Source organism: Bradyrhizobium sp. AUGA SZCCT0169 (genome assembly GCF_018130085.1).
Classification (GTDB): domain Bacteria; phylum Pseudomonadota; class Alphaproteobacteria; order Rhizobiales; family Xanthobacteraceae; genus Bradyrhizobium.
The window spans coordinates 96,642-122,778 of record NZ_JAFCMC010000010.1 but is presented as its reverse complement, the minus strand read 5'-3'; the positions used below and the strand labels follow the sequence as shown (position 1 = coordinate 122,778).

The window sequence follows — 26,137 nt, the reverse complement described above, 5'->3', positions numbered from 1 at the left end:
TCCACGTCTTTCTTGCTCCGGCATCGCAGACAAGTTTGCGCAGTCTGCGCAAAGCAGACTGCTACGGCCGGGCATGACGGCGTTCGCTATGAAGCGCTATTCGTCCTACTTCTTATAGGCGGCGACCACGGCTTCACCGTCGGCGCCGGCCTTCTTCGACCAGTCGGCCGTCAACTGCTCGCCGATTTTCTCGAGCCCGGACTTCAGCGCGGCAGGCGGCGGCAACACCTGCATCTTGTTGGCTTTGAGTTGATCGAGATACCACTTCGCCTTTTCTTCCGCGAGCTTCCAGCCGCGTTCCTCGGCGACAACGGCCGCCTTGAGGATCGCTTCCTGCGTCGGCTTGTCGAGCGCGTCGAAAGCCGCCTTGTTCACGAAGGTGACGTTCTTCGGAATCCAGGCCTGCGTGTCGTAGAAGTGCGTCATGGTTTCCCAGGCCTTGCTGTCGTAGCCGGTCGAGCCCGAGGTCATGAACGCGTTGACGACGCCGGTCGCCAGCGCCTGCGGCAATTCCGCCGCCTGGATGGTGATGGGCTGCGCGCCGACCAGTTCGGCGATGCGCGAGGTGCCGACGTTATAGGCGCGCCACTTCAGGCCTTTCATATCGTCGATGGTGTTGAGGTCCTTCTTGGCATAGATGCCCTGCGGACCCCACGGCACTGCGAACAGCAGCATCAGCCCCTGCGATGCGAGCTTCTTTTCGACGGCGGGCTTTGACGCGATCCACAATTTCTTGGCTGCCGGATAGCTCGTCGCCAGGAACGGAATAACATCGACGCCGAACAGCGGGTCCTCGTTCTCATGCAGCGAGATCAGAACCTCGCCCGCCTGCGCCTGACCGGTTGCGACCGCGCGCTTGATTTCAGGGGCCTTGAACAGCGACGCCGCCGCATGCACGGTGATCTGCAGCTTGCCGCCGGTGGCATCGCCGACGTCCTTGGCAAACGCGATCAGATTGACCGAATGCGGATTATCAGCCGGATAGGCCGCCGGAAGATTCCATTTTGTCTGCGCAGTCGCGGGGGCGACAGTTGCGGAAATCGCAAGCGCCGCGACGCCGGCAGCCATTGCGCACGTTTTAACAAGCCTCAACATGACAATACCTTTCTCTAGCCAGGGAACGCTATCCGCGGCAGCAGCATCACGATATCAGGAAACACCGTGATGATGGCAACCGCCAGAACGAGCAAAAAGAAGAACGGCAGGGCCGCCTTGGCGACGGTGTTGGAATCCTTGCCGCTCATGGTCTGCAACACGAACAGGTTGAAGCCGACGGGCGGAGAGACTTCAGCCATTTCCACCACCAGCACCAGGAAAATACCGAACCAGACGAGATCGAATCCGGCCTGCTTCACCATCGGAATGACGATGGCCGTGGTTAGCACGATCATGGAAATGCCGTCGAGGGCCGTGCCGAGCACGATGTACATGACGGTGAGCGCCGCGATCAGCGCATAGGGGCTGAGGTGAAGAGCGTTCACCCAGTTCGCGAGCGCCAGCGGGATGCCGGTATAGGCCATCGACGTGCCCATGTAGGATGCGCCCGCCAGGATCAGCAGGATCATGCAATTGACCCGCGTTGCGCCCATGACGCTGGCCCAGAACGCCTGCCAGGTCAGCGCGCCTTGCCACCATGCGATCGCGAGCGATCCCAAAACGCCCCAGGCCGCGCATTCCGTCGCCGTCGCCCAGCCCATCAGCAACGACAGAAAGACGAAAGCGATCAGCAGCAGACAAGGGAGCAGATTGAGCGATTCCGAGACGCGTTTGCGAAAGCTCATCGGCGGGTCGGCCGGCGGCGTGCGCTTCGGATTGGCAAGCGACCAGACGGCGATGTAGCCGGAGTAAAGCGCCATCACCAGCAAGCCCGGCAGAAAGCCCGCGAGGAAGACCTGAATGATGGAGACGTTGGCCTGCACGGCGTAGACCACCATGGTGATCGACGGCGGGATCAGAATGCCGAGCGTGCCGGCGCCGGCCAGCGAGCCGAGGCTCAGGCCTTCGTCATAGCCGCGCTTCTTCAGTTCGGGCAGGGCGATCTTGGCCACCGTGGCGCAGGTCGCGGCCGACGATCCCGACACCGAGCCGAACACGCCGCAGGCGAGCACGTTGACGTGCATAAGCCGGCCCGGCAGCCAGTTCAGCCACGGCGCAAATCCGCGAAACATTTCTTCCGAGAGCCGCGTGCGAAACAGAATTTCGCCCATCCAGATGAAGAGCGGCAAGGCTGCGAGCGACCACGACGCACTGTTGCCCCACACCGTCGTCGCCAGCACGCTGCCCGCCGGAATGGCGCCGCCGGCGAATTGCATGCCGGCCCATCCCGTCGCCATCAAGGCGACGCCGATCCAGACGCCGGCACCGAGCAGCAGCGCAAGAAATCCCAGCAGGATGGCGGCGATCGAGAGCAGCTCCATGTCAGACCCCGCTCTGCATGGCGCGCTCGACGATTTCCTCGGCGCTCTTTGGTTTCGGCAATTCGTAGCGCGGCGGAAAACCGCGCAGCACGTGGATCAGCTCATCGACAAAGGCGATGAAGAGAATTACGAGGCCGCCGCTGTAGCCGAGCTGCGGGATCCACAGCGGCACCGCGATGACGCCTTGCGAAATGTCGAAAAACTTCCAGGACTGCCAGGTCATGACCGAGGCGTGCCAGGCGAAAAAGCCGATGAAGCCGGTGCCGACCAGAAGCGCGGCGATCTCCACATAGTGGCGGACGGCGTCGCTGAGGCGGTCGATCAAAAGACCGACACGGATCATTTCGCCGTGCTTGAACGTATGGGCGAGCCCGAGGAAGGCGGTGGCCGCCATGCACCAGGAGATGAAATCGTCGCCCGCCGGAATGTTGATGCCGAGCGGCCGGCCGGCCGAAAGCAGCATCATCAGCACGAAAATCACAATCAGGAAAAGTCCGGCGAGATAGCCGGAGAACAAATAGAGCCGATCGAGAAACAGGCGGATCATCGTGTGTTCTTTCCCCTCACGCGCAGACTGCCCGGAAGCAATGGACGTACCACTTCAGCCAACCGTCCCTGGCCGGAAATGCCCGTCAGCCGTGCTCGAAACGGGCGACTGAAGTCAATCCCGAAAAGCGGGCAGGGTTTCCGAGTTGTTCAGAACCGTCAATGGGACGTTCTGCGGATGCCGAAGAAGACACGAACTATTTCAGCGCCAGGACGACCTCACCCGCCGCCGGATCCGTGACGCCGAGGCCGCCGCCGAGGTCTTCGAGCGTATCGCGAAAAGAATTGAGGGTCGCGATCATGTTCGGCCGCGCCGCGACGCACGCGTCCATGTCTTTCCACTCGGCGATAATGCAGTAGGAGCGGTCGCCGGTCTTGATGATGTTGGCGTGCGTCAGGCCCGGCCACGTCGCTGCAACGTTCTTGTGGGCATCCAGAAACTCCTGATCGCGTCCTGGCTTCACTCGGAAACGCACCGTATTGAAAGCGGTCATCGGCTTTCTCCCCTCGCCTTTGAGGGGGCCGAGGATACCCAGCCTGCACAGGGTTGGGCAATACAATAGGGCCCCCTGACCCGCCGGCGCGAGCCGTCCATGCCTGCAATGCGCTGCGGGCCGCCGAGCGCCCCCGGCCCTAGAACTTTCGTACCAGATCTGGTGTGATCTCGCTGATGCTGCGGATACCCAGCAGCGCGAGGTCGCGGTCGATTTCGGCATGGAGCAGGCTGATGGCGCGCTGCACGCCGGCCTCGCCGCCGGCGATCGCAGCATAGAGGAAGGGACGGCCGACCCAGACGAAATGGGCGCCGAGCGCCAGCGCCTTGATCACGTCGGTGCCGCGGCGGATGCCGCCGTCGACCATGACCGTCATGCCTTTCGCCTCGGCCGCAATCTCCGGCAGCGTGCGCAGGCCGGACATCGTGTAGTCGAGCTGGCGGCCGCCATGGTTGGAGAGCATCACGCCATCGACGCCGCTCTCGCGCGCGATCCGGGCGTCGGTGGGCGAGACCAGTCCCTTGACGACGAGCTTGCCCTTCCAGCGCTTGCGGATCAGTTCGACATGCTTCCAGGCGAGCTGGTCGCGGGCGCCGATGTTGCGCATCAGATTCTTGGCCAACACCGGCGGGCCGCGCTGCGCGTCCATGTTCTCGAAATGCGGCATGCCGTAATTCTTCACGGTGCGCAGCCAGGTGCCGAACAGCCAGTGTGGATGGGTCACCGTATCCCAGGCGACGCGTGGCGTGATCGCCAGCGGCACCTGAAAGCCGTTGCGGATGTTGTTCTCGCGGTTGGGCGGCACCGGCACGTCGGCGGTGACGACGAACGTGTCGTAGCCTGCCGCGGCGACCCGGTCGACCAAGGGCTCGATACGGGCGGGCAGGCCCGCCAGATAGGCCTGGTACCAGGCGGCCGGATTTTCCCGGCGCACGTCCTCCAGCGTGATCAGCGAGGAGGCGGAGAGAATCATCGGCACGTTTTCGGCGGCCGCCGCCCGCGTCAGCACGATGTCGCCGCGATAGGCGCATAGCGCCGAGGAGCCCATCGGCGGAATGCCGAACGGCGAGGCGTAGGTCTTGCCGAACAGCGTCGTGGTCTGGTCGCGGCCGGAGACGTCGTTGAGCACGCGCGGCACGAAACCGTATTCGTCAAAGGCCGTGCGGTTGTCGCGGACCGCGGCGTCGGTCTCGGCACCGCCGGCGATATAGCCGTAGAGGAATTTCGGAATCCGCCGCCGCGCCGTGGCTTCGAAATCGTCGAGCGAGAGATAGCGTTTCAAGTGACGTGGAACCGCGCTCGTGGCCCGGGTCACTGTTGCGGGCGGAGCGGTCAGACCAGCGGATTTATCGAGCACGGCGGAGCAGTCCCTGTTCTTGGTTATTATCGGGGCAAGACGCTACAGCATGATCCGGAAAAGTGCGAAGCGGTTTTCCGAAAAAGATCATGCTCAAACAGAGAGCGCTTTAGCGTCTGGCGGGGGGCGCAGCAAACTTGCTGTTGTTGATGGACTGGCTGAGATCGATCAGCATTTTCCGGGCTTCTTTCAGCGCCGTGTCGGACTTCTTGTCGAAGCTTACGATCAGTTCGCGCATCGAAATCACGGTCGGCAACAGGTCGCCGCCATATTTGTCGCTCCCGAGCCCGCCGAGGAAATCCCGGGTCTTGGTCAGCGCTCCGTCGACCGCGTTGATGCCGTCGTCGGCGGTGCCGATGATGTTGCTGATCCGCTCGCCACTGCCGGACAGCGAGGCCGTGAACGTTTCGAAATTGCGCAGCGTGTCTTTCACCGCGACTTCATTGTCGGCGATGATCTTGTCGACGTTGCGCAGCGCCACGCGGATTCGTGCCTGCATGTCCAGCAGTCCTTCCGGATCCGCGGTCAGTTCGGGAATGCCGTCGGCGCCGAGTGGCGGCGGATCGACCGTGCCGCCGGTAAAGGAGATCGCGGCGATGCCGGTCAGGCCCTGGAATTCGAGGCCGACCTGGGTGTCCCGGCGTACCGGGGTGTTGCCGTCGATCATGGTGAGCACGACGACGCGGCGGGGATTATCCAGTTTCATCGACACCACTTCGCCGACCCGCACGCCGGCGAAATTCACGCTGCCGCCCTGGCGCAGGCCGGAAGCGGAGCCCTCGAAGATCACCCGGAACGGCGTCTTCTGCTTATTGCCGGCGAATTTCTGATAGCCAAGGAACGAGCCGAGCGACCCGGCGATCAACGCCAGGGTCAAGGTCCCGATCATCAGATTGCTGGCGCGCGCCATCAGCGAAATCCTGCGAAGCAGGCCCAGTAGATAGCGGATTTGCCGCTGCAAGTCACCGCAACCGGGCTGTCCAAAGCTAGCTGGGCTGCTTTCGCGACGCCACAAACACCCCGGTCAGGACCAGCGCGAACCCCAGGAAGTGGAACGGCTGCGGGTGCTCGCCGAGGAAGGCGATCGACATCACGGTTCCGAACACCGGCACCACATGAAAGAAGGGCGCGGCGCGGTTGGCGCCGATCAGCTGCACCCCGCGATTGAAGCACAGATAGGCCAGCGTCGAGGGAAACAGCGCCACATAAAACAGCGTCAACAGGTTGGCGGTGTCGATCCGCATCAGGGGCCGTGCGAACAGTTCCCAGACGAACAGCGGGATCAGGCACGCAGCACCTGCGCCGAAGGTGAAGGCGACGAACGACAGGCCATGGATGGCGGGGCGTTTCAGCGACAGCACCGAATAAAGCCCGAAGATCGCCAGCGCCACGGTGAAGATGAGGTCGCCTTTGTTGAACTCGATGTTCTTGAGCGTAGTGAGATCGCCGTGCAGCAGAATCACCAGCACGCCGGCCAGCGACAGCAGAACCCCGCCGGCCTGGGCCAGTGTCAGCCGCACGCCGAACAGGACCAGCGACCACACTGCGACGATCAGCGGCGCCGCCGACTGCAGCAGCAGCGTGTTCAGCGCCTGGGTGTGTTCGAGCGCCCAATATTGCAGGGTGTTGAAGGCGCCGATGCCGGTGATCGAGAGCACGATCATGGTGCCGAGGCGGCCGCGGATCGCGGCCCAGTCGCGCACCAGATGTTTCCAGGCAAAGGGAAGAATGATGAGGAACGCGAACGACCAGCGCAGGAACGACAGCGTCACCGGCGGAATATGCCCCGCGGCGAGGCGGCCGACGATGGCGTTGCCGGCCCAGCACAGCGCGGTGATGCTGAGCAACAAATATGGCTGGTTGGCGATCCAGGTCGCGGGCTGCACGGGCGCGTTGGGTTCGGAAGCAGACATTCGCAAAGACAAGGCCCGGTTCATGACGCCGCGGCCCGCCCGGCGACGGAAGCCGGGCCGGAGAAGGTCGCCCGGCCTGTGTCACAGACACCGATTTGCCGGGTTCATCAATGGGGCAGATGCATCGCGACCATGCGCGGAGGGAGATGCGCGGCGTTCCGGTTAACCCGCTTCGTCGGGGCCTGCGGCCTGACGCTTGACGATCTGTTCGGCGAGCTGGATCAGCATCCGCTTGGTATTGTTGTCCTGCAGCTCGCGGAACACGCGCAGCAAGCGCAGTTCGAGCAGCGCCTGCATCGTATCGGCACTGGCGTTACCGGATTGCGGCTTTTGCGGCCTGGTCGACGGCGACAGGCCCTCGAACAGATCGTGGGAGACGCCGAGCGCGTCCGCCACCTGCATCAGGCGGCCGACGCTAACGCGGCCCGACCCGTTGTTGGCTTTCGGCGTCGGCTGGCCAGCGAGTACTTCCGCAAGATCGTTCTGCGAAAGCCCGAGCGCGAGCCATCGCGCCTTCACCAGTTGATCGATTTGCCCGTCGGTCGACTTGCTCATGTGCCTCGCTCAGCCAATCTTTGACCGTGATTCTTTCATGAAACCCGCGAACAGATTCACCAGCGGCTCACCCTTGTAGGTTTTCTGCAAATCATTGGGATGGACAAACTCATCGCGAAACCACGGATATTTGCGGCCGTCGAACGCCTGGATGGTCCAGTCGATCAATTGCTTGACGCGTGGAATCCGCTTCGCATCGGGATGGTAGGTGAGCCAGATATCGAGTGGAAACTGGACGCCGAGATCGAGCGGAATCAAGGGCCCGGCGATCGCCGGTATGTAGGTCGGCAACCAGCCGATGCCGGCGCCCTTGGAAACGGCCCAGACATGCGCGCTCGAGACGTTGTTGCGCATCGCGACAAAGCCGAGCTGTTCGCGTGCGGCATGCCGTTCGTACATCTCCCTGCCTTTGGTCTGCTCTGCGTCCTGAATCACCATGCGATGGTTTTGCTGCAGGTCCTTCAGGTCCGTCGGCATGCCGTAGATTTCGACATAGGATGGACTGACGAACGGCATGATGTGAAGCCGGCCGATCTTGACCCGCTTCAGGTTGGGATTAGCGGGCTCCTCGAGTTGCACCGCGACATCGGCTTCGAGCCGGAGCACGTCCGCCGATCGCATCTCGCATTTCAGATCGACCAAGAGGCCGGAATAGACCCGCTGGAATTCGACCAGCCGGGGCGCCAGCCAGAAAGTGCCGAGCCCTTCGGTCACGGCAAGCCGGACCTCTCCGGTGAGCGCCGGCGTCGCCCGGCTTAGCGCGCGGTCGAGCCCGAAGGACGCCTCTTCCATCCGTTTGGCGGCGTCCAGAACCGCCTCGCCTTCCGGCGTCAGCCTGATGCCGTCGACGTGGCGGGTCATCAGGGGCGTCTTGTAGGCATTCTCCAGGACTGAAATTCGCTTGCTGAGGAAATTGGCGGACATGTTCAGCTGCGCAGCCGCGGCGCGGAAGCTCCCCGTTCGGGCGACCGCCAGGAAAATCCGCACCAGATCCCAGTTCGCCATTCGTCCTGGCATGTGCGCGCCGTTGTGCGCGCCCCTGCGCTCACCTGAGTGCATACAAATCGCCTCGTTTATCGCCTTCTAATTTAAGGGATCGATATTTCTATTCTTGGCAGAAAACCAAGCCTTACACAATCAAGAGACGATCAATGAACGCGCTCGACATCGATCTGATCAGAAAATCCGCCCGGGAGCACGCTCGCGCCAGCCGCTCGGTTCCCGCCAGCCGGTCTACGGCCCATTCTCTCGAGAGAATGACCAATCTTCAAGTGGCCAGACGCACGGTGATTTTCACCGTCGGGGCCGCCGGCATCGCCTCGCTGGTTGACAGGGCCCGCGCCGACATACCGGGATTAACCAAGAACGAAATCCTGCAGGCGGCGGCACGCCACAACCCCGATATTTTCTGGGCCATCGCGCGAAGCGACCGGTTCGATATCGGCGACCCCAAGGGCGAGGGCTTCCTTGCAGTGTTGCCGCTGACCCATGAGGGCATGCGCCGGCTGCTCGACGGCCGGCTCAACACCAAGGATCCCGAGCTGTGCTACGTCGCGCGGCAATCGGAGCGTCCGGCCGGCATCTATGTCTGGGCGATCCATGCCAAGGGCACGCTCGCGGCGGCGATCCCGCTGGTGCTGCAGAAAATCTCCTCGCCGCTCTACCAGGGCGTCAACCTCTATTCGCGTCCCATCACCAAGGGCGGCCTGCGGGTGCTGGAGCCGCTCGGCTTCCAACCGGGCGCAAGTTACGAGGAATTGTTCGTTCCGCATCTGCAGATGTTCGACCGCTCGAAGGATCTTCCGCGGGTCAAGGCAATGCCGCCCGAGCCGGTCACCGTCGAGGTCGTCCGCTCGATGGACGAGATGGCGCGCGTCATTGCGATCCGCGGAGCGGTCTACATGGGCGAACAGCATTGCCCGTTCGAAGAGGAATTCGACGGCAATGATTTCTCCGCCACCCATCTGATCTGCCACAAGGATGGCGAGCCAGTCGGCTGCATGCGGATCCGCTATTTTGCGGATTTCGCCAAGCTCGAACGGCTGGCCGTCCGCAACGAAAGCCGCAACGCCGGCCTGGCCGGCCAGATCGTGGACACGGCCATCGAGCTGTGCCGGAAGAAGGGCTACCGCGTGCTGTACGCGCATGCGCAGGCCCGGCTGCTCGGCTTCTGGCAGCAACGTGGCTTCAAGCGCTCGCCCGGCCGCAAGTTCGTGTTTTCCGACTTTGACTATGTCGAGGTCAAACTCGAGACCGAGAAGCATCCGCAATGCATCACCCTCAACGACGATCCCTACGTGCTGATTCGTCCCGAAGGCCGCTGGGATAGACCGGGCATCCTCGAAAAATCCACCAGCCGGGGAATTTGCCAAGCGGCGGATGTCCAATGAGTTCGGTCATTGATTTGCGAACCTATGTCGGCGCATCGCGTGGCCGCCTGCTGATCATGGTCGACCTGCAGGAGAAAAACTACGCCGCATTGGCCAGGGACAACGCGCGAGACATCCAGCGGTCGCTGAACAATTGCTTGGCCGCGATCCGGCATGCGCGCGAGTTTGCCATACCGATCGCGTTCACGCGGCAAGCCGAGGGTCGGGGCGATGGCCCGGGCATACTCGAACGCTCGAGCCAGTCGGCGTGGATTTCCGGTCTCGAGCCGCGGCGGTCGGACATGGTGTTCGAGCGCCAGCAACCGTCCTGCTACAGCAATCATTTGTTCGAAAGCGTGGTCTCGCAGGCCGGGAGCTTCGCCATTGCCGGTCTCGTCGCCGAGGAAACCTGCCTTGCGACGGCGATGGATGCCGCGCGCAGGGAGCACAGCGTCACCTTCCTGAGCGATGCATCCGTGAGCCGGTCGCGGCCCAATACCGACGCCGCCGCCGTGCATGTGCTCGCCACAAGGGCGATCGAACTTTTCGCCGACGTCGCCACCACCGGCCAGTGGCTGGTCGCGACGTCGCAGCGACCTCTCAAAGGGCATTGCTATGGATGAGTTAAGTGCGCGTCGTTTGCGTAATGTGCTTCCGGTGCTGGTAGAGCAGCGCAATTTGCTGGTTTCGGGCGGCGTCTCCTTTGCCGGCCATCTGGTCGATCTTGCGATCATGCAGCTGCGCCTCTCGCTGCACGAGGTCTCCGAGGACGAATTATCCGAGTTCTCCAACGTGCTCAGCGGCGAACGCAGCGATTGAACCCCGGGAGTATCCGTATGCCCGGACGCAGGTGGATCATCCTTGCGGTGTTGTTCGCGACGCGCGCGGCCATCGGATTCCAGTTTCAATCGATCGGGTCGGCGGCCAATCTTCTGATGGCCGATCTCGGCATCGGCTATTCGGAAGTCGGCATGCTGCTCGGCGCCTATATGCTGCCGGGCGTCCTCGTCGCGTTCCCGGCCGGATTGCTCGGAAGCCGGGGCCGCGAAAAGACGCTCGGGATCGTGGGCCTGGTGCTGATGGCGGTTTCCGGCCTGGCATTGAGTTATTCCGGCGATCTCGCCCTCGCGCTGGCGGCGCGCACGGTTGGCGGGGTCGGGGGCACGGTCGTGGGTCTGGTCGCGACCAAGATGGTGGCGGACTGGTTCGACGCCCGCGAGATGGTGCTGGCGATGTCGTTCCTGCAGATGAGTTGGCCGTTCGGCGCCATGATCGCGCTGCCGATCCAGACCTGGATCGCCCATTCGCTCGGCTGGCAGGCGGTGATGCTGTCGGCCGCGATCTGTTCGGTGGCAGTGCTGCTGGCGTTTGCGATGATTCCGCGCGCGGCGCAGCTGGCCCAGGCGGAGGCCGCCGGCCGCGGACGGCTTCCGCGTGCGGCGCTGATGCCGGTGGTGATATCGGGCGCCATCTGGGGCGCGATGAATCTCGCCTGCGTTTTGTTCTTCAGCTACGCACCGCTGTTGATGGTGGCGCAGGGATCTTCGCCGACGGTTGCGGCGTCGCTGACGAGCCTGTCGATCTGGTTCACCATTCTCGCCATTCCGGCCGGCGGCTATCTCGTGCACCGCGCCGGCCGGCCGATCACCGCGATCATTGCCTGCAGCCTGATCGCGGCCTGTGCGCTGATGCTGTTCGTGGAGAATTTTCATTCGACGATCGCATGCCTGATTTTTGGCGTCGCGATCGGTCCGATGTCGGGTGCGATCCTGTCGATGCCTGCCAGGGTGCTGGAGCCGGCCGACCGGTCGATGGGCTTCGGCCTGTTCTATACCTGCTTCTACGTGCTGATGGCGGCCGGACCCACCGCCGCCGGAAGCCTGCAGGACGCCTGGGGATCGCCGGCGGCAGCACTGGTCGCCAGCGCCGCGCTGCTGGCATCGATGGTGCCGCTGGTCCTGTTGTTCCTGGTCGTCGCAAAGCGCTGCGATTTCGCGCAGCCGAGCCCCAAAGCAAAACTGCGCGCGGCGTCTTGAACCCTCACACCGTCAGGGCCTGCGCGATCGCGCCGAGCGCCTGCATCGCGTCATCAGGATCGAGTTCGACCTGCAATCCGCGCTGCCCGCCATTGAGGAACACGGTCGCGTGGCCGAGCGCGGCGGCCTCGATCGCGACCGGCACGCGCTTCTTCTGCCCGAACGGCGAGATGCCGCCGACATGATAGCCGGTGAGCCGCTCGGCATCCGCCGGGCGCATCATCTTCGCGGCCTTGCCGCCGAACGCGCTGGCGAGCTTCTTCATGCTGACTTCGCCGTCCGACGGCACCACCACGCAGACCGGCTTGCCGTCGACCTCGGCCATCAGCGTCTTCAGCATGCGGGAGGGCGCGACGCCGAGCGCCTCGGCCGCCTGCAGGCCGATGCTGTCGGCGTTGGAATCATAGACATAGCTGTGCAGCACAAACTTCACGCCGAGCTTTTCCAGCGCCTTTGTCGCAGGAGTGGTTTTAGACATTTGCCAGATTACTCCGCGTTCATGCGGCCGCCTTCGCGCCGCCACAAATTTTTGGGGGATATCAAAGGGTTGTCCTCCTTTTTGACGCCCCCCAAAGCTTGCTTCTTGCTTGCCTAGACGGGCTGCTTCCTTTATCCGGTTGGGCTGCCTCGCATGCGAACGGCCTTAAGGCCGTGATTTGGGCTGGGCAAGCTACGGGCATGATCCGGAAAAGTGGATACCGGTTTTCCGAGAAGATCATGCCCGAACTAAAGAAACATTCGACGGCGTGGTTCAACCTGAACCATGCCGGAGAGCATGATCCGGAAAGTGGGCAGTAGTTTTCCGGGGAAGTCATGCTGAAACCACGTGAGTCGCAGGGAAACGCTTAGAAATGGCCAATGTTGTCGTCGTCGGCGCCCAATGGGGTGACGAGGGGAAGGGCAAGATCGTCGACTGGTTGTCGGAGCAGGCTGACATCGTCGTGCGCTTCCAGGGCGGCCACAATGCCGGCCACACGCTCGTCATCAATGGCGAGACCTACAAGCTGGCGCTGCTGCCGTCGGGCGTGCTGCGGCCATCGAAACTGGGCGTCATCGGCAACGGCGTGGTGTTCGATCCGCAGGCCTTTCTCGATGAGGTCACCCGGCTGAAGGGCCAGGGCGTCGCCATCAGCCCGGAAAATCTCCGTATCGCGGAGAACGTCACGCTGATCCTGCCGCTGCACCGCGAGCTCGACGCCTTGCGCGAATCATCCAACGCCGGCACCGCGATCGGCACCACCCGCCGCGGCATCGGCCCGGCCTATGAGGACAAGGTCGGCCGCCGCGCCATCCGTCTGATGGACCTGGCCGACCTCGACGCCCTGCCGCACAAGATCGACCGCCTGCTGGCGCACCACAACGCGCTGCGCCGCGGCCTCGGGCTGGAGGAGTTCGACGGCGGCGTCATCCTGAAGGACCTCACCGCGCTGGCGCCGCATTTGTTGCCCTACGCCGAGACGGTGTGGCGCCTGCTCGATCTCAAGCGCCGTGAGGGCAAGCGCATCCTGTTCGAGGGCGCGCAGGGCGCGCTGCTCGACGTCGATCACGGCACCTACCCCTATGTCACCTCGTCCAACACGGTGGCGGCGCAGGCCGCGACCGGCAGCGGCCTGGGGCCGAGCGCGGTCGGCTATGTGCTCGGCATCTGCAAGGCCTATACGACGCGGGTCGGCCAGGGCCCGTTCCCGACCGAACTGGACAACGAGATCGGCCGCAAGATCGGCGAACGGGGCCGCGAGTTCGGCACCAATACCGGCCGGCCGCGGCGTTGCGGCTGGTTCGACGCCGTATTGGTAAGGCAGGCCGCAAGAACCTGCGGCATTACCGGCCTCGCCTTGACCAAGCTCGATATTCTCGACGGCTTCGACACGATCGAGGTCTGCACCGGCTACATGCTGGACGGCAAGGAAATCGACCATCTGCCGGCCGGCGAGGGCGCCCAGGCCCGGGTGGTGCCGATCTACGAGACCATCGAGGGCTGGAAGGAGCCGACCGCCAATGCCCGTTCCTGGGCGGATCTGCCGGCCCAGGCCATTAAATATGTCCGCCGGGTCGAGGAATTGGTGGGCTGTCCGATCGCCTTGCTTTCCACCAGCCCGGAACGCGAGGATACTATTCTCGTTCAAAACCCGTTCGAGGCTTAACGAGTTGTTACCCATAAGTCCGCATTGTTGAGTCGTTATGGCTGACTACTACCCGCTGATCGCCCGCGCCATTGCCGGACTGGACCCCAGTGCTCCCGGCGAGAGCCGCCGTGCGCTCTATGAGCGGGCCCGCTCGGCGCTGATCGCGCAGCTGCGCAGCGTGCAGCCGCCTTTGAGCGAATCGGAAATCACTCGGGAGCGGCTGTCGCTGGAAGAGGCCGTCCGCAAGGTCGAGTCCGAGGCCGCCCAGCGCGCCCGCGACGCCTCGCGGCCCGGCGGCGCCGGGGCTGCGCGTGGCGGCGACGCCTTCCGCCGCGCCAATGCGCGCCCGCCGGAATCCGGCGCGCCAGCTGCTAACCCACCCCGTCCGCGCCCGGCTTCGCCGCCGCCCGCGCGCGAACCCCGTCCGCCGTCTGGTGACGGCGACCAGCAGCGCCCGCCGCGCAACCTGCGGCCCGATGCGCCACCCCCGCCGCCACCACGCCCGCCGCAGCTGCCGCCCGGGCAGGAACCGCCGCTGCCGCCGACCCGTGAACGGTCAGGCGCGGCGCGCCGCGGCCCCGACAATTCAGCGCCGCAGATGCCGCAGCCCCCTGGCATGCGCGGCTTCCGCGACATCGCCGCCGACGCCGACGATCTCGGCCGCGCCGCGGCCCAGGCCAACCGCTCGGCGCGCAAGACCTACGCCAACGTGCCCTCGCCCTCGCCGGAGTTCGACCGGCTCGAGCCGAGCATGGAGAACCGCGGCGCCGATCCGGAAGCGCCGTATTCCTATGAAGAGTCGCTCGAGGAGGCCGACCGCTATTCGCCGCAGGCTGCCCCGATGCAGCCGCCGCCGCAGCGTTCGCGGATCGGCCAAAACGGCGACCGCGAGCCGAAAAAGCCACGCCGGGTCGGCGCGGCTTTCCCGTTCAAGAGCGCGATCGCGGTCGGCATCGTGCTGATTTTGGTGGGCGCCGGTATCGTCTGGGGCAAGCAGGCGCTGACCATCGTCTCTGGCCTGTTCAAGTCGTCGCCGGTCGTCGAAGCGCCGAAGGATCCGTCGGCGCCGCAGTCGAAGCCGAAGATCCCCGATCGCGTCGGCCAGCCGTCGTCGGAGCAGGTGGCGCCGGTGGCGCAGCGCGTGGTGCTGTATGACGAGGACCCGTCCGATCCCAAGGGCAAGCAATATGTCGGCTCGGTGATCTGGCGTACCGAACCGATCAAGGCGAGCGGCAACCAGAAGCCTGATATCAGCGTGCGCGCCGACATCGAAATTCCCGACCGCAAGTTCAAGATGACGATGTCGTTCCGCCGCAATACCGACACCTCGCTCCCCGCAAGCCACACCGCGGAGCTCACCTTCATCCTGCCGCAGGATTTCTCCGGCGGCGGCGTCGGCAACGTGCCGGGCATTTTGATGAAATCCAACGAGCAGGCGCGCGGCACGCCGCTGGCGGGCCTCGCCGTGAAGGTCACCGACGGCTTCTTCCTGGTCGGCCTCTCCAACGTCGACGCCGACCGCGCCCGCAATCTGCAGCTCCTGAAGGAGCGTTCCTGGTTCGACGTGCCGCTGGTCTACGTCAACCAGCGCCGCGCCATCATCGCGATCGAAAAGGGCGCGCCGGGCGAGCGGGCGTTCAACGAGGCGTTCGCGGCCTGGGGCGAGTAGGGGGCGGCGGCGGATTGTTTCACAACGCTTCCGTCAAGCCTGTCGAATTTTTCGCAAGATCATCGTAAGACTGAGACCGCATCTGATCCCGCGATTGGAAGAGGACGGTCCATGAAACGCTATCTGATCTTCGGAGCCATCGGCCCGTTCGTCGGCGGGCTCTTGATGCTGTTCGCGATCACGATGGCTTCCGGCTACTGGGCCCAGACCGATTGGAAGGAGGTCGGGAAATTCTTCGGCACTTTCGCCAAGACGCTGCAATACAGCTATCTGTTCGGCGTCGTGCCGGCGCTGATGATCGGCGCCATCGACGACATCCTGTACCACGTGCGGCGGATTCCCTGGTGGGTGCGCCTATGCATCGTGGGCGTGATCGGGTTCACGGTCACGGAACTGCTCTACGGCTCGCGCGGCCCGGATACCGGCGTGATGCAGTTCATCCTTTACGGACTGGTCGGCGGCGTGCCCGCGGTGCTGTCGTCGTGGCTGGCGCACAGATATGCCGACGAACAGGCGCCGGTGCATTCGACGTAATCCAGGGCAGGACCGTGTCGGCGTGGACACCGGTCGCCGTCCGTTTCCGGGTCCAGCGAAGGCCTCGGTCCAGGGGATGCAATGTCAGACATTGGCGATAAGACCGCCGGCATTCTTCTCACCGAGGCTGACGAGGCGGTCACCCGTCAACAGAGTCTGATCGGCCGCCTTCCGCCGGCGGCGCGAGAGCGCGTCGAGCGCCATGGCAGGAAACAATCCTACCAGCGCGGCGAGACATTGTTCCTTCAGGGCGATGTGCACGATGGTATCGTGATCATCGAAAGCGGCCTTGTTCGCAGCTACTACACCGCGCCTTCGGGAAAGGAGATCACCCTGGCCTACTGGTTGCCTGGCAACTTCGTCGGCGGTCCCGAAATCTTTGACGGCGGCGTTCATGTCTGGTCCGCCGTTGCGGCGAAGAACAGCACCGTCACGCATCTTCCGGGCGCAGGCTTGCGCGATCTGGCCCGCGACGTGCCGGATCTGGCGATCGAAATCATCGAGGCGCTCAGCTTCAAGGCGCGCTGCTATTCCTCGCTGGCGCAGATGCTCGGCACGCGCTCGCTGTCGCAACGCCTGGCGCAGGTCCTGCTGCATCTCGCCAAAACCTATGGCTTTGACGAAGAATCCAGTGACGGCGGCATCGTGATCGCAGCCGCCTTTACCCATGCCGAAATCGCGAATCTCATTGGTGCGACGCGGCAATGGGTCACCATCAGCCTCAACCGGATGCAGAAAGAGGGCGTGCTTCGGCAGAAGCGGGGCATGCTCGTGATCCAGCGTCTTGATCTGCTTACAGCAGCAGCATCCGCCGACGACGACTAGCGCTCTTCAGCGACGGCGCGTCCTACGTCATCTGGACGGGTCCGCTGCCCAGCGACCCCGCATCGGAACACCGTAGGAAATTTTCTGACAGAGCAAAGAGGCCATGCCCCAAAGACATTTTATGCTGGAATCATAGGGGGCTACCGCTCGCCCACCGCTTCGCACGCAGCGACAGAGCCGCTGGCACATGCCTTGCTATTGCACCTGGTGAAGAAGCCAGGGGACAGCCATGCAGACGACGGTGGATGTGATTGAGCAGGACGGCCTTACCGAGATTGAGCGGCTTGTGCTCGATCGCATCACCGAAAAAGCCTGGCTCGATCTGACCTGCGAACTCGTTCCCGCCGGCCAGCCGGAAGCCGAGAACCCGCTGGATCCGGACGAGGCGCCGGCGCGGGAAGAGGGCGCGGCCCTCTTCATCGCCGGCAAGCTGCGGGAGATGGGATTTGCGGTCACGTTCCCGACCAAGCGCGAGGGCCGGCCGAACGTTGTTGGAATCCTTGAAGGCACCGGCGGCGGCCCGTCCCTGATTCTCAACGATCATCTCGACACCTACCCGGCAGGCGACTGGAATGCCTGGACGATGACCGGTGGCCATCCGTTTCGTCCGACCCGCCATGGCGACAGGCTTTACGCACGGGGCACATCGGACACGCGAGGCAACCTTGCATGCACGTTGCTGGCCGCGCGCGCCATCCGCGAAGCCGGCGTGAAGCTGCGCGGTACGCTCAAATGCGTCTACACCGCGGATGAAGAAAAGAACGGCCCCGACGGTTCGATCTTTCTGCTGGACGAATGCGGGCTCGATGCCGATTACACCATCGTCTGCGAGCCGACCGGCTGGACCAAACCTGACGGCCGATCGGGCATGGGCATTGCGGTCGCCAACGGCGGAAATTTCCTGGTCGAGATCGAAACCCACGGCGTCAAGACTCACATCTGGAGGCCTGACACCGGGGTCAACGCCGTCGCCAAGATGGTGCGGCTGCTCACGGCGCTGGAGACCATGACGTTCACCCATACGCCCGCGAGAATTGCGGGAGGCACGCGGCCGATGACGGCGCTGGTCCGGGTGCAGGGCGGCGTGAAGCGGGAGATGCAGTTCACGCCCGACATCGCCCGTGCGGTGATCGCAGTCGTCGGCATCCTGCCCGGCATGACGCCCGACAGCGTGATGGCGGACGTGCAGGCCGTGATCGCTGCCGAGACCGCCAGGGATCCGGACTTGAAAGCGACGGCGCGGCCTTATCCCGGTGCGCTGTTCGTCGACGGCACGCTGGAGCAGGACGAGAATATGAATCCCACTGCCTCGCTCGGGCGCGCTTACAAGCGGATTTACGGCGAAGCGCCGGCGATCTATCGCAAGAACGCCTTCAACGACACCATCCGGTTCGCGGAGCGGGGACGTGCCGCCATCACCTTCGGTCCTGGTGAGGACGGTTGGCCGCCGATCAACGAATACATCCACATCGGCAAGTCGGTCGCGGCGACGAAAATCCTCGCGCTCACGGTTCTCGACCTCGTCGGCGCCGTCGCATGACTGCCCGCCCGCTCACGCATTCCGCTCAGCAAAGGAGACGACCCATGACCCGCCTGACCCGGTGGTTGGCGCTTTTCGCCAGTATCGCCTTCGCCCCGCTTGGCGCGGCATCAGCCCAGGATCTGAAGCCGATCAGAATCGGATTCCAGACCGGTGAGATCAACGTCATCCTTTCCTACGCGTTGGGCTCCGGACTGTTCAAGGCTGGCGGCCTCGACGTGAAGACCGCGCAGTTCCCGGCCGGCCCGGCAATGCTTCCAGCCATTGCGGCAGGCGAGGTCGATCTGGCATGGATGGGGGAATTCCCCGCGGTCACCGGCTACTCCAACGGTCTTGCGATCCAGATCCTGTTCATGGAGCGGATCGACGCCACCAACGTGCGCCTTGCGGCCAATCCCGCTTCGGGCATCAAGGAACTGACCGACCTCAAGGGCAAGCGCATTGGCGTCGCCACGGGATCGACGAGCCACTACCATTTGCTGCGGGCGCTCGAGAAAGCCGGCCTGAAAGCAACCGACGTCACCCTCATCAACCTCACGCCGGCGAACATGCCGCCGGCCTATGTGGCCGGGCAGATCGATGCCGCCTTCGTGTGGGAGCCGAATGTCAGTGCCATCGAGCGTGCCGGCGCAAAGCCGATCGCGACGACAAAAAGTCTCGGCATGATTACCGGCGGTGTTTGGGCCGCGCGGAAAGCGTTCACCGACGGCAGCCCGGAAACCGTGCAGCTTTTCCTGAAGATCTGGGACCAGGCCCAGAAGGACTACAAGGCCAAGCCGGCCGAGGTGCGTCAGTATGAGGCCAAGCGGGTCGACATGGCTCCGGAACAGTTCGACAAGCTCATCGAGGGGCAGGGTGCAGCCCATCCAACCTTCGAGCAAATTCTGACGGCCGATTTCATGGGACCTCCGGGCCAGGAAGCGAACTCGCGGCTCGGCAAGCATCTGCAGGGCATTGCGGCCTTTCTTGTCGAGGAGAAACGCATCCAGGCCGCCCCCACCGACTGGTCGGGATTGCTTTATACCAAGCCGGTTCAGGCCTATCGTGCGAGCCTCAAATGAACACGGGCGCCCGCGTCTTGAGCATCGTACCTGACAAGACCGTGGGATTGGCGGCGGACGAAACCGGCGCGTCCGCTGCGGTCAAGCCGATGCTCAAATTCGAGCGCGTCGGTTTCGAGTATGACCGCCGCTCGATCATGAGCAACGTCTCCTTCGCTATCCGCCCCGGTGAACTCGTCGCGTTGCTCGGGCCATCCGGTTGCGGCAAGACGACGATACTCAACCTGGTGGCGGGTTTCCTCCAGCCGACCGAAGGTGTCGCGTTCATCGACAACCGCGAGATCGCCGGGCCGGGTCCGGATCGCGGCGTGGTATTTCAGGCTGCCGCACTGTTCAACTGGATGACAGTTGCGGACAATATTTCCTTCAGCCTGCGCTGCGCCGGCCGCCCGAAGGCGGAGCGCCAGCAGGTCGCGGAAGAAATGGCGGCGCTGGTCGGCCTCTCCGGCTTCGAGAATTCCTATCCCTACCAGCTCTCAGGTGGCATGCGGCAGCGGGTCGGGCTTGCCCGCGTGCTCGCCGCGAAGCCAAAAGTCATGCTGATGGACGAGCCGTTCTCCGCCCTCGACGTGCAGACACGGGAAGTGTTGCAGGAGGAGGTGCTGCGCATTCGCGAGCGCACCGGTTGCACGATTCTCTTCGTCACCCACAGCATCGACGAGGCGGTATTCCTCGGCGACCGGATTTTTCTGCTCACCGATCTGAAGGACGGCTCATTCGACGAGTTCGCAGTCGATCTGCCGTCGCCGCGTGATACCGGCGAGAACCGTTTGCATCCGTCGTTCATTCGGCTGCGCGAGATGATCTACCGGAAGATGCGCCATTGACCGTTTTCATTCGCCGTGAGGGTTTTGCATGAATTCCACCGCGCTCAAGGCACGGCGCCAGTATGTGGCGCTCGCGATCCTCTCGCCGCTCGCCATTTTCTTGCTCTGGACCTTTGTTACGATGCAGGGCGCCGTGCCGCCGACCATCCTGCCGTCGCCGGCAGCGGTCGCGACAAGCTTCCTCGACATGATTCAGCGCGGTTATTCCGGCGTCGGAATCTGGACGCATATCGGCGCCAGCCTTTGGCGGGTTGGTATCGCGTTTGTGGCCGGCTCGGTGCTCGGTATTACGCTGGGGCTGCTGCGCGGACGTGTTCCGGCCATCGATGCGCTTTTCATCGTGCCGTCCGAACTCGTTCGGCCGATTCCGCCGCTCGGCCTCATTCCGCTGTTCATCCTGTGGTTCGGCATCGGGGAACTATCCAAGATATTGTTGATCTTCCTTTCGGTCTTTCTGATCATGATGGTGAACGCACAAGCCGGCTCGCGCTCCTGCGCCCTCGACGCGCTCCGGGCGGCGCAATCGATGGGCGCCAGCCGCTGGCAGACATTTCGCTTTGTCGTGCTGCCTTCCGCTTTCCCGCAGATCATGACTGGCCTGCGCATCTCCATGGGCACGGCGCTGACGATCCTGGTCGCCTCCGAACTTCTCGGCGGCGATCGCGGGCTTGGTTTTGTGATCCTCGATGCGAGCAGCTTCTTCCGTACCACCTATGTTTTTGCGGGCATCATTCTGATCGGCCTCATCGGTCTGATCAGTGACCGGGGCATTGCCTATCTCGCGCGGCGCATCGTGCACTGGGAAGGCAAGAGTTGATTTCGCCGGCCTTCCAACGAACTCGCCTGCTTTTTTAGAGGAAACCCACCGTGGCATGTTCCGCGCCGACCATGTCGGACCTTTCGGCAATTCCGTTGAACCTGAAATCTGTTCGCGAGGCCCGCCGGGCGGGCGCGCGTGCGGATGATCTGGTCGCTGAAGCCTGCCGGCGCGCGCAGGCCGTGGTTGGGGACGGTATTTTCACCGCGCTTGTGCCGCCCGAAGATGCCGTTGCGCGCGCTCATGCGCTGCAACGGCGCGCCGACGGCGGCGAGAGTCTCCCGCTGCTCGGCGTGCCCTTTGCGGTCAAGGACAACATTCACGCCGCGGGCATGGTCACAACGAGCAATTGCCCGGGCCTCTCCATCATGCCGGAGGAAACGGCTCACGCGGTCCAACTCCTCGAGCAGGCGGGAGCTGTTCTCATCGGCAAGAACACGATGGATCAGTTTGCAACGGGACTGAATGGCACACGCAGTCCGGAGCCGCTCTGCCGTAACGCGATACATCCGAACTACATCCCGGGCGGATCCAGCTCGGGATCTGCGGTCGCGGTGGCGCGCGATATCGTCGCATTCTCGCTCGGGAGCGACACCGGTGGATCGGGGCGCGTGCCGGCAGCTTGTAACGGGATCGTCGGTCTGAAGCCCACGATCGGTCTCGTGAGTTCGCGTGGACTGCTCTACAACAACCGCTTCCTCGATTGCGTTCCGATCTTCGCGAGAAGCATTGCGGACGCTTACGAGGTTCTGGAGCTGATCGCAGCTCATGACAGCCGCGACCCGTTCAGCCGTCCGGATGCCGGGCGGATCGACGTGACGGCCAAAGCGCCTTCGCTAAAGGCGCTCGCGACCCCAAGAAAGAGCCAGTTGCGTTTCTTTGGTGACGCGGATTCGGCGCACACCTTCGAGGCCAATCTCGACCGGCTCGTCGCGCTCGGGTTCTCGCTGACCGAGATCGATTTCGATCCGTTTGAGGAAGCGGGGCGGCTGGTGTTCCAGTCGGCGATGGTGGCCGAGCGGCTTTGTGATTATGGCGACGTCATCGCCAACCGGCGCGATGCCATTCATCCGGCGGTTTGGGCGGCGATAGAGCCCGGATTGGCGTTTAGCGCCAAGGACGCGTTCCAGACGCTCTATGAAGTCAAGCGCCTGCAGCGCGTGGCGTCGAACAGCCTTGCGGGGTTCGCTGCGCTGGTCGTGCCGACGATCCCGACCATCTTCACCATCGAGGAGATGCTGGCCGAACCGATGGGACGCAATACCATCATGGGCACTTACACCTATTTCGTGAATCCACTCGATCTTTGCGCGGTATCAGTGCCGGGTGTGACGCGCCAGGACGGACTGCCGTCAGCCCTGTGTTTTGCCGGACGCGCCGGCGAAGATGGAACGTTGCGCGCAATGGCACGCAGTTTCGAGGCCGCTCTTTCGCGGCGGCCGTCATCGCCTGCGACAAACGCGAAGCGTTTGCGCAAGGGAGCGTAGCGACGAAGCAATCCATTCTTGCGGTGCCGCCACAGGGATTGCTTCGCGGAGCCTGTCATCGGGCGCGCGTTCGCGCGACCCGGTGGCTCGCAATGACGGAGTATGTGGCCCAGACCTCAGATGCCACAGGGCGCAAGGGGAAAGCGATAATTTGACGCAACTTGCGCACGCCTTTTGCGTTACCATTTGATGACCATGTCAAACGACGATATTTTTGTGCCGAACAGCGCCCGCACCGAACGTCCCTCGCAGGGGCGCGCGAAGGGCCGTGGGCCTGTGATCGACCAGGAGGGGCGCGAAATCCCCGATGAGAGCCTGCGCGGGCAGTTCGAGGGTTTCCGGATCGACTTCGGGAATTCCAGCGCCAACCCGTTCGGCAATCTCACCCGCGAGCAGCGGCTGGCGCGGCTGGAAGCGATTTCGAAACTGCTCGACGTCGCCTTCATCGTACCGGGCACCAATATCCGCTACGGCATCGACGGCCTGATCGGGCTGATCCCTGTCGTCGGTGACATCATCACGACCGCGATTTCGCTGTGGCTGGTGCGCGAGGCGCGCGCGCTCGGCGCGCCCTGGCACATCACGACGCGGATGCTGGCCAATGTCGCGCTCGACGGCGTGGTCGGCCTGGTGCCGGTCGCGGGCGACGCCTTCGACGTCATGTTCCGCGCCAACGTTCGCAACGTGCGGATGCTCAAGCGCTGGCTCGACAAGCAACCGCAGTAATCAACTTCACACGCGCGAAAAAATGCCCCCGGACATCGTCCGAGGGCAGACAGCTCGAAAGCTTGCTGTTACGCAGCGTCGGCGTTGGTCTCGGTCGCGGCGGGCGCACGGGGACGGCGCGTCAGCGGGAAGGCCTCGCTCTCATAGAGCGTGCGGATGCCGCTCTGGTCGAAGCGCGCTTCCTCGACCTGCAGATAGGCGCCGTTCAGCGAGTCCGCCGGCAGCTCCTCGATCGCGAAGCGAACCGCTTCGGCCGCGGTGCCAAAACGCCGATATGCAAAGCCAGCCCGCTTCTTCTTGCGGATCGCGGCAGGAAACAGTTCGGCAGCGGTATCGTAGCTGAATGGACGCATGGTTTGTGACCTCAATCTTTTTGGCTCGTTCGTCGAGCGAGTGGGGATTGGATGACGGTGGGCCGCTATCCCGGGCGGCGCGCCGTGCACGTCATTTCGACCCCCAATATAAGCCTGTTTGACAGAAATGCGACTCCTGATGCGCAGATCGGGGGTGATGCTGAATCTGCGCATGGCTGGCTTTGGGCCCGCTTCGGACCGAAATAAGTCCTGTTATTTCAATTGGTTACGGCGCCTAAAGTTTGCCGAGCAGCACCAGGATGATCAGCACGATCAGGATCACCCCGACAAGCCCCATGCCGGAATGGCCAAGACCATAGCCATAGCCGCGAAAACGGCCGGAGAAGCCGCCTAAGAGGAAAATAATCAGGATGATGATCAGGATCGTGCCCAGCGACATCGCGACCTCCTGAAAGCGTGGCCGGCGTCAGGTGAAAACGCCCCGCGGCCCGGAGCAAAGGATACTCCAGGCCGCGAGTCCTCGCTCCGCCGAAACCTTGGGAGAGTGTCATTGCCGCTGGCGCTTCTTCCCCTCTCCCCTTGTGGGAGAGGGTGGATCGAATGACCGCCAGCTCATTCGAGACGGGTGAGGGGTCTGTCTCCGCGGATGCAAACCCCTCATCCGGCGCTTCGCGCCACCTTCTCCCACAGGGGGCGAAGGAAGGAGATCATTTCTTCGTCTCGTCGATCGGCAGCACCTTCAGCGGTGTCGCATAGGGCTCGACGCGCAGCGAGTCCGACGCGAGCAGGCCGATCTTGTGCAGCGGCGCCTGTTCGAGGTTGCCCGAGGCCGATTTGTGCACGGCGTAGCGCCAGACGCTCATCGAGCCCTTGGCCACCAGCATCTTGGCGATGCCGCCGGCGTTCTTGCCGTCCATCTGCGCCAGATCGTCCTCGGCGATGCCGATGACGATTTCATCTTTCGCGGTAATGACCTTGAACAGGGAGACCTTGTCGGCGGCAAAAGCGGGCTGGATCACAACGCTCTCCATGATGAGGGTGGCTGCGCCGAGACCGAGCAGCAGACGTTTCGATAATTGCATCTGAACTTTCCTTGTTTGCGCGCCGGGCAAACCGGAGAAGCACCCCTGAAAAATGAAAAACCCCGCGCGACCAGCTCTTGGTCGCACGGGGTGGGAAATGAGTTCGAATGGAATTGAAGATAAAGAGGCCTTTAGACCGACCACTGTCATTGCCGGGCTTGACCCGGCAATCCATCACCTTAAGGAATGCTTCTTCTCGATGGATGCCCGGGTCAAGCCCGGGCATGACGAGAAGGGCACGACGGCGACTGAAGCTACTTCGGCTGCAGCTTCAGTGCGGCCGAATTGATGCAGTAGCGCAGGCCGGTCGGGCCGGGGCCGTCCTCGAAGACGTGGCCGAGATGGCCATTGCATTTCGAGCACAAAACCTCGGTGCGGATCATGCCGTGGCTGATGTCGCGTTCCTCGTCGACATGGCTGTCGACAGCGGGTGCGGTAAAGCTCGGCCAGCCGCAGCCGGAATCGAACTTGGCATCGGATTCGAACAGCGTCTGCCCGCAGCCGGCGCAGGTATAGGTGCCCTTGCGGTGCTCATGCTCGTATTCGCCGGAGAACGGCCGCTCGGTCGCCTTTTCGCGCAGCACCGCATACTGCATCGGCGTCAGCTCGCGGCGCCACTCGGCCTCGCTCTTCTCGACCTTGGTCTTGGTGTCGGACATGGAGTCTCCTTTGAATTTGGTCCCTCAGTTGCTGGCCTTCGCACTGCTGACCAGCGTCGGCTTGTCGAGATAGTCGCTTGCAAAGATCTTCTTGAGGTTATGGACCTTCGGGATGTCGTTGAAGGCTATATAGGGCTGGTTCGGGTGCCGCGTCATGTAGTCCTGGTGATAGGCCTCAGCCGCATAAAACGCCTCCAGCGGGCCGACCTTGGTCACGATCGGCTTCTTGTAGACCTTGGCGGCGTTGAGCTGGGCGATATAAGCCTCCGCGACCTTTTTCTGTTCGTCGCTGGTGGTGAAGATCGCCGAGCGATATTGCGTGCCGGTGTCCGGGCCCTGGCGGTTCAGCTGGGTCGGATCGTGCACGACCGAGAAGAAGATCTGCAGGATCTTGCCGTAGCTTATCTTCTTCGGGTCGTATTTGACCTCGACCACTTCCGCATGCGCCGTGGTCCCCATCGAGACCAGATTGTAGTCGGCGGTCGCCTTGGTGCCGCCGGCGTAACCGGATACGGCGTTGACCACGCCCGCGGTGTGCTGGAACACGCCCTGGACGCCCCAGAAGCAACCGCCGGCAAGGACCGCGGTCTGGAGGCCGCCGGCCGGCTGCACGTCGGCGGCGGGCGGGGGGATGATCACGGCTTCTTCCGCGGCGCGCGAGGGGGTGACGGCGAACGCGGCAATGGCGAGCGCGCCGATGGCGGCGGCGCACAGCGAAAGGCGGCTGAATCGGCGAGGGGACATGGTTTCCTCTTGGTGCTGTTGGAAGGCAGTTTAGAGCGG

Annotated in this window: 29 protein-coding genes; 14 read left to right on the top strand and 15 right to left on the bottom strand. The window is 63.5% G+C overall.

Features of this window, described 5'->3' with window-relative positions; translation table 11 throughout:
• Nucleotides 1-105 precede the first annotated feature (105 nt).
• The 9 genes from JQ609_RS14515 to JQ609_RS14475 form a co-directional block, all read right to left on the bottom strand.
• On the bottom strand, nt 106-1,068 hold the full coding sequence (locus JQ609_RS14515) for a TRAP transporter substrate-binding protein (protein ID WP_249119328.1): 963 nt from the start codon (nt 1,066-1,068) through the stop codon (nt 106-108).
• Nucleotides 1,069-1,109: 41 nt separating this feature from the next.
• A complete protein-coding gene (locus JQ609_RS14510; protein WP_212273897.1) occupies nt 1,110-2,417 on the bottom strand; it encodes a TRAP transporter large permease in 1,308 nt (435 codons plus the stop codon).
• A gap of 1 nt (nt 2,418) precedes the next feature.
• Nucleotides 2,419-2,964, bottom strand: a complete 546-nt coding sequence (locus JQ609_RS14505) for a TRAP transporter small permease (protein ID WP_212273896.1) — start codon at nt 2,962-2,964, stop codon at nt 2,419-2,421.
• A 196-nt stretch (nt 2,965-3,160) separates the two neighbouring features.
• The gene (locus JQ609_RS14500) at nt 3,161-3,457 is read right to left on the bottom strand and encodes an antibiotic biosynthesis monooxygenase (RefSeq protein ID WP_212273895.1); all 297 of its coding nucleotides are present in this window, start codon (nt 3,455-3,457) and stop codon (nt 3,161-3,163) included.
• Between the two features lie 139 nt (nt 3,458-3,596).
• The gene (locus JQ609_RS14495) at nt 3,597-4,739 is read right to left on the bottom strand and encodes an alpha-hydroxy acid oxidase (RefSeq protein ID WP_249127988.1); all 1,143 of its coding nucleotides are present in this window, start codon (nt 4,737-4,739) and stop codon (nt 3,597-3,599) included.
• A gap of 184 nt (nt 4,740-4,923) precedes the next feature.
• Complete coding sequence (locus JQ609_RS14490; RefSeq protein ID WP_212273894.1) at nt 4,924-5,724, bottom strand: MlaD family protein; 801 nt, start codon at nt 5,722-5,724, stop codon at nt 4,924-4,926.
• 76 nt (nt 5,725-5,800) lie between these two features.
• Nucleotides 5,801-6,727, bottom strand: a complete 927-nt coding sequence (locus JQ609_RS14485; RefSeq protein ID WP_212273893.1) for a DMT family transporter — start codon at nt 6,725-6,727, stop codon at nt 5,801-5,803.
• 162 nt (nt 6,728-6,889) lie between these two features.
• Entirely contained in the window at nt 6,890-7,282 is a 393-nt protein-coding gene (locus JQ609_RS14480; RefSeq protein ID WP_212207264.1) for a helix-turn-helix transcriptional regulator, read from the bottom strand.
• Nucleotides 7,283-7,291: 9 nt separating this feature from the next.
• On the bottom strand, nt 7,292-8,299 hold the full coding sequence (locus tag JQ609_RS14475) for a LysR family transcriptional regulator (RefSeq protein WP_249119326.1): 1,008 nt from the start codon (nt 8,297-8,299) through the stop codon (nt 7,292-7,294).
• A 239-nt stretch (nt 8,300-8,538) separates the two neighbouring features.
• Here JQ609_RS14475 and JQ609_RS35070 point away from each other — a divergent pair, with 239 nt between their 5' ends.
• Genes JQ609_RS35070 through JQ609_RS14455 form a run of 4 tightly spaced genes read left to right on the top strand, consistent with a single transcriptional unit; the run spans nt 8,539 to nt 11,687 of the window.
• Nucleotides 8,539-9,672 (top strand): GNAT family N-acetyltransferase, encoded by a 1,134-nt coding sequence (locus JQ609_RS35070; RefSeq protein WP_249127986.1) that lies wholly within the window; start codon nt 8,539-8,541, stop codon nt 9,670-9,672.
• Entirely contained in the window at nt 9,669-10,274 is a 606-nt protein-coding gene (locus JQ609_RS14465) for an isochorismatase family protein (protein ID WP_212207266.1), read from the top strand. Before JQ609_RS35070 ends, JQ609_RS14465 begins: the two co-directional genes overlap by 4 nt.
• Nucleotides 10,275-10,290: 16 nt before the next feature.
• Nucleotides 10,291-10,470, top strand: a complete 180-nt coding sequence (locus JQ609_RS14460; protein ID WP_212207267.1) for a hypothetical protein — start codon at nt 10,291-10,293, stop codon at nt 10,468-10,470.
• 17 nt (nt 10,471-10,487) lie between these two features.
• The gene (locus tag JQ609_RS14455) at nt 10,488-11,687 is read left to right on the top strand and encodes an MFS transporter (protein ID WP_212273892.1); all 1,200 of its coding nucleotides are present in this window, start codon (nt 10,488-10,490) and stop codon (nt 11,685-11,687) included.
• A gap of 4 nt (nt 11,688-11,691) precedes the next feature.
• Here the strand turns inward: JQ609_RS14455 and ybaK are convergent, their stop codons facing one another.
• On the bottom strand, nt 11,692-12,165 hold the full coding sequence (ybaK, locus tag JQ609_RS14450; protein ID WP_212207269.1) for a Cys-tRNA(Pro) deacylase: 474 nt from the start codon (nt 12,163-12,165) through the stop codon (nt 11,692-11,694).
• Nucleotides 12,166-12,538: 373 nt separating this feature from the next.
• Between ybaK and JQ609_RS14445 the strand changes: the two genes are divergently transcribed.
• The 10 genes from JQ609_RS14445 to JQ609_RS14400 all read left to right on the top strand — a co-directional run bounded on the left by JQ609_RS14445 (nt 12,539) and on the right by JQ609_RS14400 (nt 23,299).
• Nucleotides 12,539-13,831: an adenylosuccinate synthase gene (locus JQ609_RS14445; protein WP_212273891.1), complete on the top strand. Its 1,293-nt coding sequence runs from the start codon at nt 12,539-12,541 to the stop codon at nt 13,829-13,831.
• A gap of 37 nt (nt 13,832-13,868) precedes the next feature.
• A complete protein-coding gene (locus JQ609_RS14440) occupies nt 13,869-15,482 on the top strand; it encodes a hypothetical protein (protein ID WP_212207271.1) in 1,614 nt (537 codons plus the stop codon).
• A gap of 111 nt (nt 15,483-15,593) precedes the next feature.
• Entirely contained in the window at nt 15,594-16,016 is a 423-nt protein-coding gene (locus tag JQ609_RS14435) for a DUF5413 family protein (RefSeq protein ID WP_212273890.1), read from the top strand.
• Nucleotides 16,017-16,097: 81 nt separating this feature from the next.
• Entirely contained in the window at nt 16,098-16,841 is a 744-nt protein-coding gene (locus JQ609_RS14430; RefSeq protein WP_212273889.1) for a Crp/Fnr family transcriptional regulator, read from the top strand.
• Nucleotides 16,842-17,070: 229 nt separating this feature from the next.
• Nucleotides 17,071-18,381, top strand: coding sequence for a M20 family metallopeptidase (locus JQ609_RS14425; protein ID WP_212273888.1), 1,311 nt, complete (start codon nt 17,071-17,073; stop codon nt 18,379-18,381).
• A gap of 44 nt (nt 18,382-18,425) precedes the next feature.
• Nucleotides 18,426-19,442 (top strand): aliphatic sulfonate ABC transporter substrate-binding protein, encoded by a 1,017-nt coding sequence (locus JQ609_RS14420; RefSeq protein ID WP_212273887.1) that lies wholly within the window; start codon nt 18,426-18,428, stop codon nt 19,440-19,442.
• Nucleotides 19,439-20,269, top strand: coding sequence for an ABC transporter ATP-binding protein (locus tag JQ609_RS14415; RefSeq protein WP_212207276.1), 831 nt, complete (start codon nt 19,439-19,441; stop codon nt 20,267-20,269). Before JQ609_RS14420 ends, JQ609_RS14415 begins: the two co-directional genes overlap by 4 nt.
• 28 nt (nt 20,270-20,297) lie before the next feature.
• A complete protein-coding gene (locus JQ609_RS14410; RefSeq protein ID WP_212273886.1) occupies nt 20,298-21,086 on the top strand; it encodes an ABC transporter permease in 789 nt (262 codons plus the stop codon).
• A 50-nt stretch (nt 21,087-21,136) separates the two neighbouring features.
• Entirely contained in the window at nt 21,137-22,573 is a 1,437-nt protein-coding gene (locus JQ609_RS14405; RefSeq protein WP_312014856.1) for an allophanate hydrolase, read from the top strand.
• A 189-nt stretch (nt 22,574-22,762) separates the two neighbouring features.
• Nucleotides 22,763-23,299, top strand: a complete 537-nt coding sequence (locus JQ609_RS14400; protein WP_212273885.1) for a DUF4112 domain-containing protein — start codon at nt 22,763-22,765, stop codon at nt 23,297-23,299.
• A gap of 68 nt (nt 23,300-23,367) precedes the next feature.
• On the opposite strand, the gene JQ609_RS14395 is transcribed toward JQ609_RS14400, so the two are convergent.
• The 5 genes from JQ609_RS14395 to msrA all read right to left on the bottom strand — a co-directional run bounded on the left by JQ609_RS14395 (nt 23,368) and on the right by msrA (nt 26,098).
• The gene (locus JQ609_RS14395) at nt 23,368-23,652 is read right to left on the bottom strand and encodes a hypothetical protein (protein ID WP_192737574.1); all 285 of its coding nucleotides are present in this window, start codon (nt 23,650-23,652) and stop codon (nt 23,368-23,370) included.
• Nucleotides 23,653-23,887: 235 nt separating this feature from the next.
• Entirely contained in the window at nt 23,888-24,052 is a 165-nt protein-coding gene (locus tag JQ609_RS14390; RefSeq protein ID WP_212207279.1) for a DUF3309 family protein, read from the bottom strand.
• A 268-nt stretch (nt 24,053-24,320) separates the two neighbouring features.
• Nucleotides 24,321-24,695 (bottom strand): hypothetical protein, encoded by a 375-nt coding sequence (locus JQ609_RS14385; RefSeq protein WP_249127984.1) that lies wholly within the window; start codon nt 24,693-24,695, stop codon nt 24,321-24,323.
• A 254-nt stretch (nt 24,696-24,949) separates the two neighbouring features.
• The gene (gene msrB / locus JQ609_RS14380; protein WP_212207280.1) at nt 24,950-25,354 is read right to left on the bottom strand and encodes a peptide-methionine (R)-S-oxide reductase MsrB; all 405 of its coding nucleotides are present in this window, start codon (nt 25,352-25,354) and stop codon (nt 24,950-24,952) included.
• A gap of 24 nt (nt 25,355-25,378) precedes the next feature.
• Nucleotides 25,379-26,098, bottom strand: coding sequence for a peptide-methionine (S)-S-oxide reductase MsrA (gene msrA, locus JQ609_RS14375; RefSeq protein ID WP_212273884.1), 720 nt, complete (start codon nt 26,096-26,098; stop codon nt 25,379-25,381).
• Nucleotides 26,099-26,137 lie beyond the last annotated feature (39 nt).

What these genes read in the sequence shown, in the direction of transcription:
- JQ609_RS14435 (WP_212273890.1), top strand. Translation starts at nt 15,594, where the DNA reads ATGAAACGCTATCTGATCTTCGGAGCCATCGGCCCGTTCGTCGGCGGG.
- JQ609_RS14465 (WP_212207266.1), top strand. Translation starts at nt 9,669, where the DNA reads ATGAGTTCGGTCATTGATTTGCGAACCTATGTCGGCGCATCGCGTGGC.
- JQ609_RS14440 (WP_212207271.1), top strand. Translation starts at nt 13,869, where the DNA reads ATGGCTGACTACTACCCGCTGATCGCCCGCGCCATTGCCGGACTGGAC.
- JQ609_RS14485 (WP_212273893.1), bottom strand. Translation starts at nt 6,727, where the DNA reads ATGTCTGCTTCCGAACCCAACGCGCCCGTGCAGCCCGCGACCTGGATC.
- JQ609_RS14505 (WP_212273896.1), bottom strand. Translation starts at nt 2,964, where the DNA reads ATGATCCGCCTGTTTCTCGATCGGCTCTATTTGTTCTCCGGCTATCTC.
- msrA (WP_212273884.1), bottom strand. Translation starts at nt 26,098, where the DNA reads ATGTCCCCTCGCCGATTCAGCCGCCTTTCGCTGTGCGCCGCCGCCATC.
- JQ609_RS14385 (WP_249127984.1), bottom strand. Translation starts at nt 24,695, where the DNA reads ATGCAATTATCGAAACGTCTGCTGCTCGGTCTCGGCGCAGCCACCCTC.
- JQ609_RS14480 (WP_212207264.1), bottom strand. Translation starts at nt 7,282, where the DNA reads ATGAGCAAGTCGACCGACGGGCAAATCGATCAACTGGTGAAGGCGCGA.
- JQ609_RS14445 (WP_212273891.1), top strand. Translation starts at nt 12,539, where the DNA reads ATGGCCAATGTTGTCGTCGTCGGCGCCCAATGGGGTGACGAGGGGAAG.
- ybaK (WP_212207269.1), bottom strand. Translation starts at nt 12,165, where the DNA reads ATGTCTAAAACCACTCCTGCGACAAAGGCGCTGGAAAAGCTCGGCGTG.
- JQ609_RS35070 (WP_249127986.1), top strand. Translation starts at nt 8,539, where the DNA reads ATGACCAATCTTCAAGTGGCCAGACGCACGGTGATTTTCACCGTCGGG.
- JQ609_RS14420 (WP_212273887.1), top strand. Translation starts at nt 18,426, where the DNA reads ATGACCCGCCTGACCCGGTGGTTGGCGCTTTTCGCCAGTATCGCCTTC.
- JQ609_RS14475 (WP_249119326.1), bottom strand. Translation starts at nt 8,299, where the DNA reads ATGCCAGGACGAATGGCGAACTGGGATCTGGTGCGGATTTTCCTGGCG.
- JQ609_RS14425 (WP_212273888.1), top strand. Translation starts at nt 17,071, where the DNA reads ATGCAGACGACGGTGGATGTGATTGAGCAGGACGGCCTTACCGAGATT.
- JQ609_RS14415 (WP_212207276.1), top strand. Translation starts at nt 19,439, where the DNA reads ATGAACACGGGCGCCCGCGTCTTGAGCATCGTACCTGACAAGACCGTG.
- JQ609_RS14500 (WP_212273895.1), bottom strand. Translation starts at nt 3,457, where the DNA reads ATGACCGCTTTCAATACGGTGCGTTTCCGAGTGAAGCCAGGACGCGAT.
- JQ609_RS14410 (WP_212273886.1), top strand. Translation starts at nt 20,298, where the DNA reads ATGAATTCCACCGCGCTCAAGGCACGGCGCCAGTATGTGGCGCTCGCG.
- JQ609_RS14455 (WP_212273892.1), top strand. Translation starts at nt 10,488, where the DNA reads ATGCCCGGACGCAGGTGGATCATCCTTGCGGTGTTGTTCGCGACGCGC.
- JQ609_RS14390 (WP_212207279.1), bottom strand. Translation starts at nt 24,052, where the DNA reads ATGTCGCTGGGCACGATCCTGATCATCATCCTGATTATTTTCCTCTTA.
- msrB (WP_212207280.1), bottom strand. Translation starts at nt 25,354, where the DNA reads ATGTCCGACACCAAGACCAAGGTCGAGAAGAGCGAGGCCGAGTGGCGC.
- JQ609_RS14490 (WP_212273894.1), bottom strand. Translation starts at nt 5,724, where the DNA reads ATGGCGCGCGCCAGCAATCTGATGATCGGGACCTTGACCCTGGCGTTG.
- JQ609_RS14395 (WP_192737574.1), bottom strand. Translation starts at nt 23,652, where the DNA reads ATGCGTCCATTCAGCTACGATACCGCTGCCGAACTGTTTCCTGCCGCG.
- JQ609_RS14515 (WP_249119328.1), bottom strand. Translation starts at nt 1,068, where the DNA reads ATGGCTGCCGGCGTCGCGGCGCTTGCGATTTCCGCAACTGTCGCCCCC.
- JQ609_RS14430 (WP_212273889.1), top strand. Translation starts at nt 16,098, where the DNA reads ATGTCAGACATTGGCGATAAGACCGCCGGCATTCTTCTCACCGAGGCT.
- JQ609_RS14400 (WP_212273885.1), top strand. Translation starts at nt 22,763, where the DNA reads ATGACCATGTCAAACGACGATATTTTTGTGCCGAACAGCGCCCGCACC.
- JQ609_RS14510 (WP_212273897.1), bottom strand. Translation starts at nt 2,417, where the DNA reads ATGGAGCTGCTCTCGATCGCCGCCATCCTGCTGGGATTTCTTGCGCTG.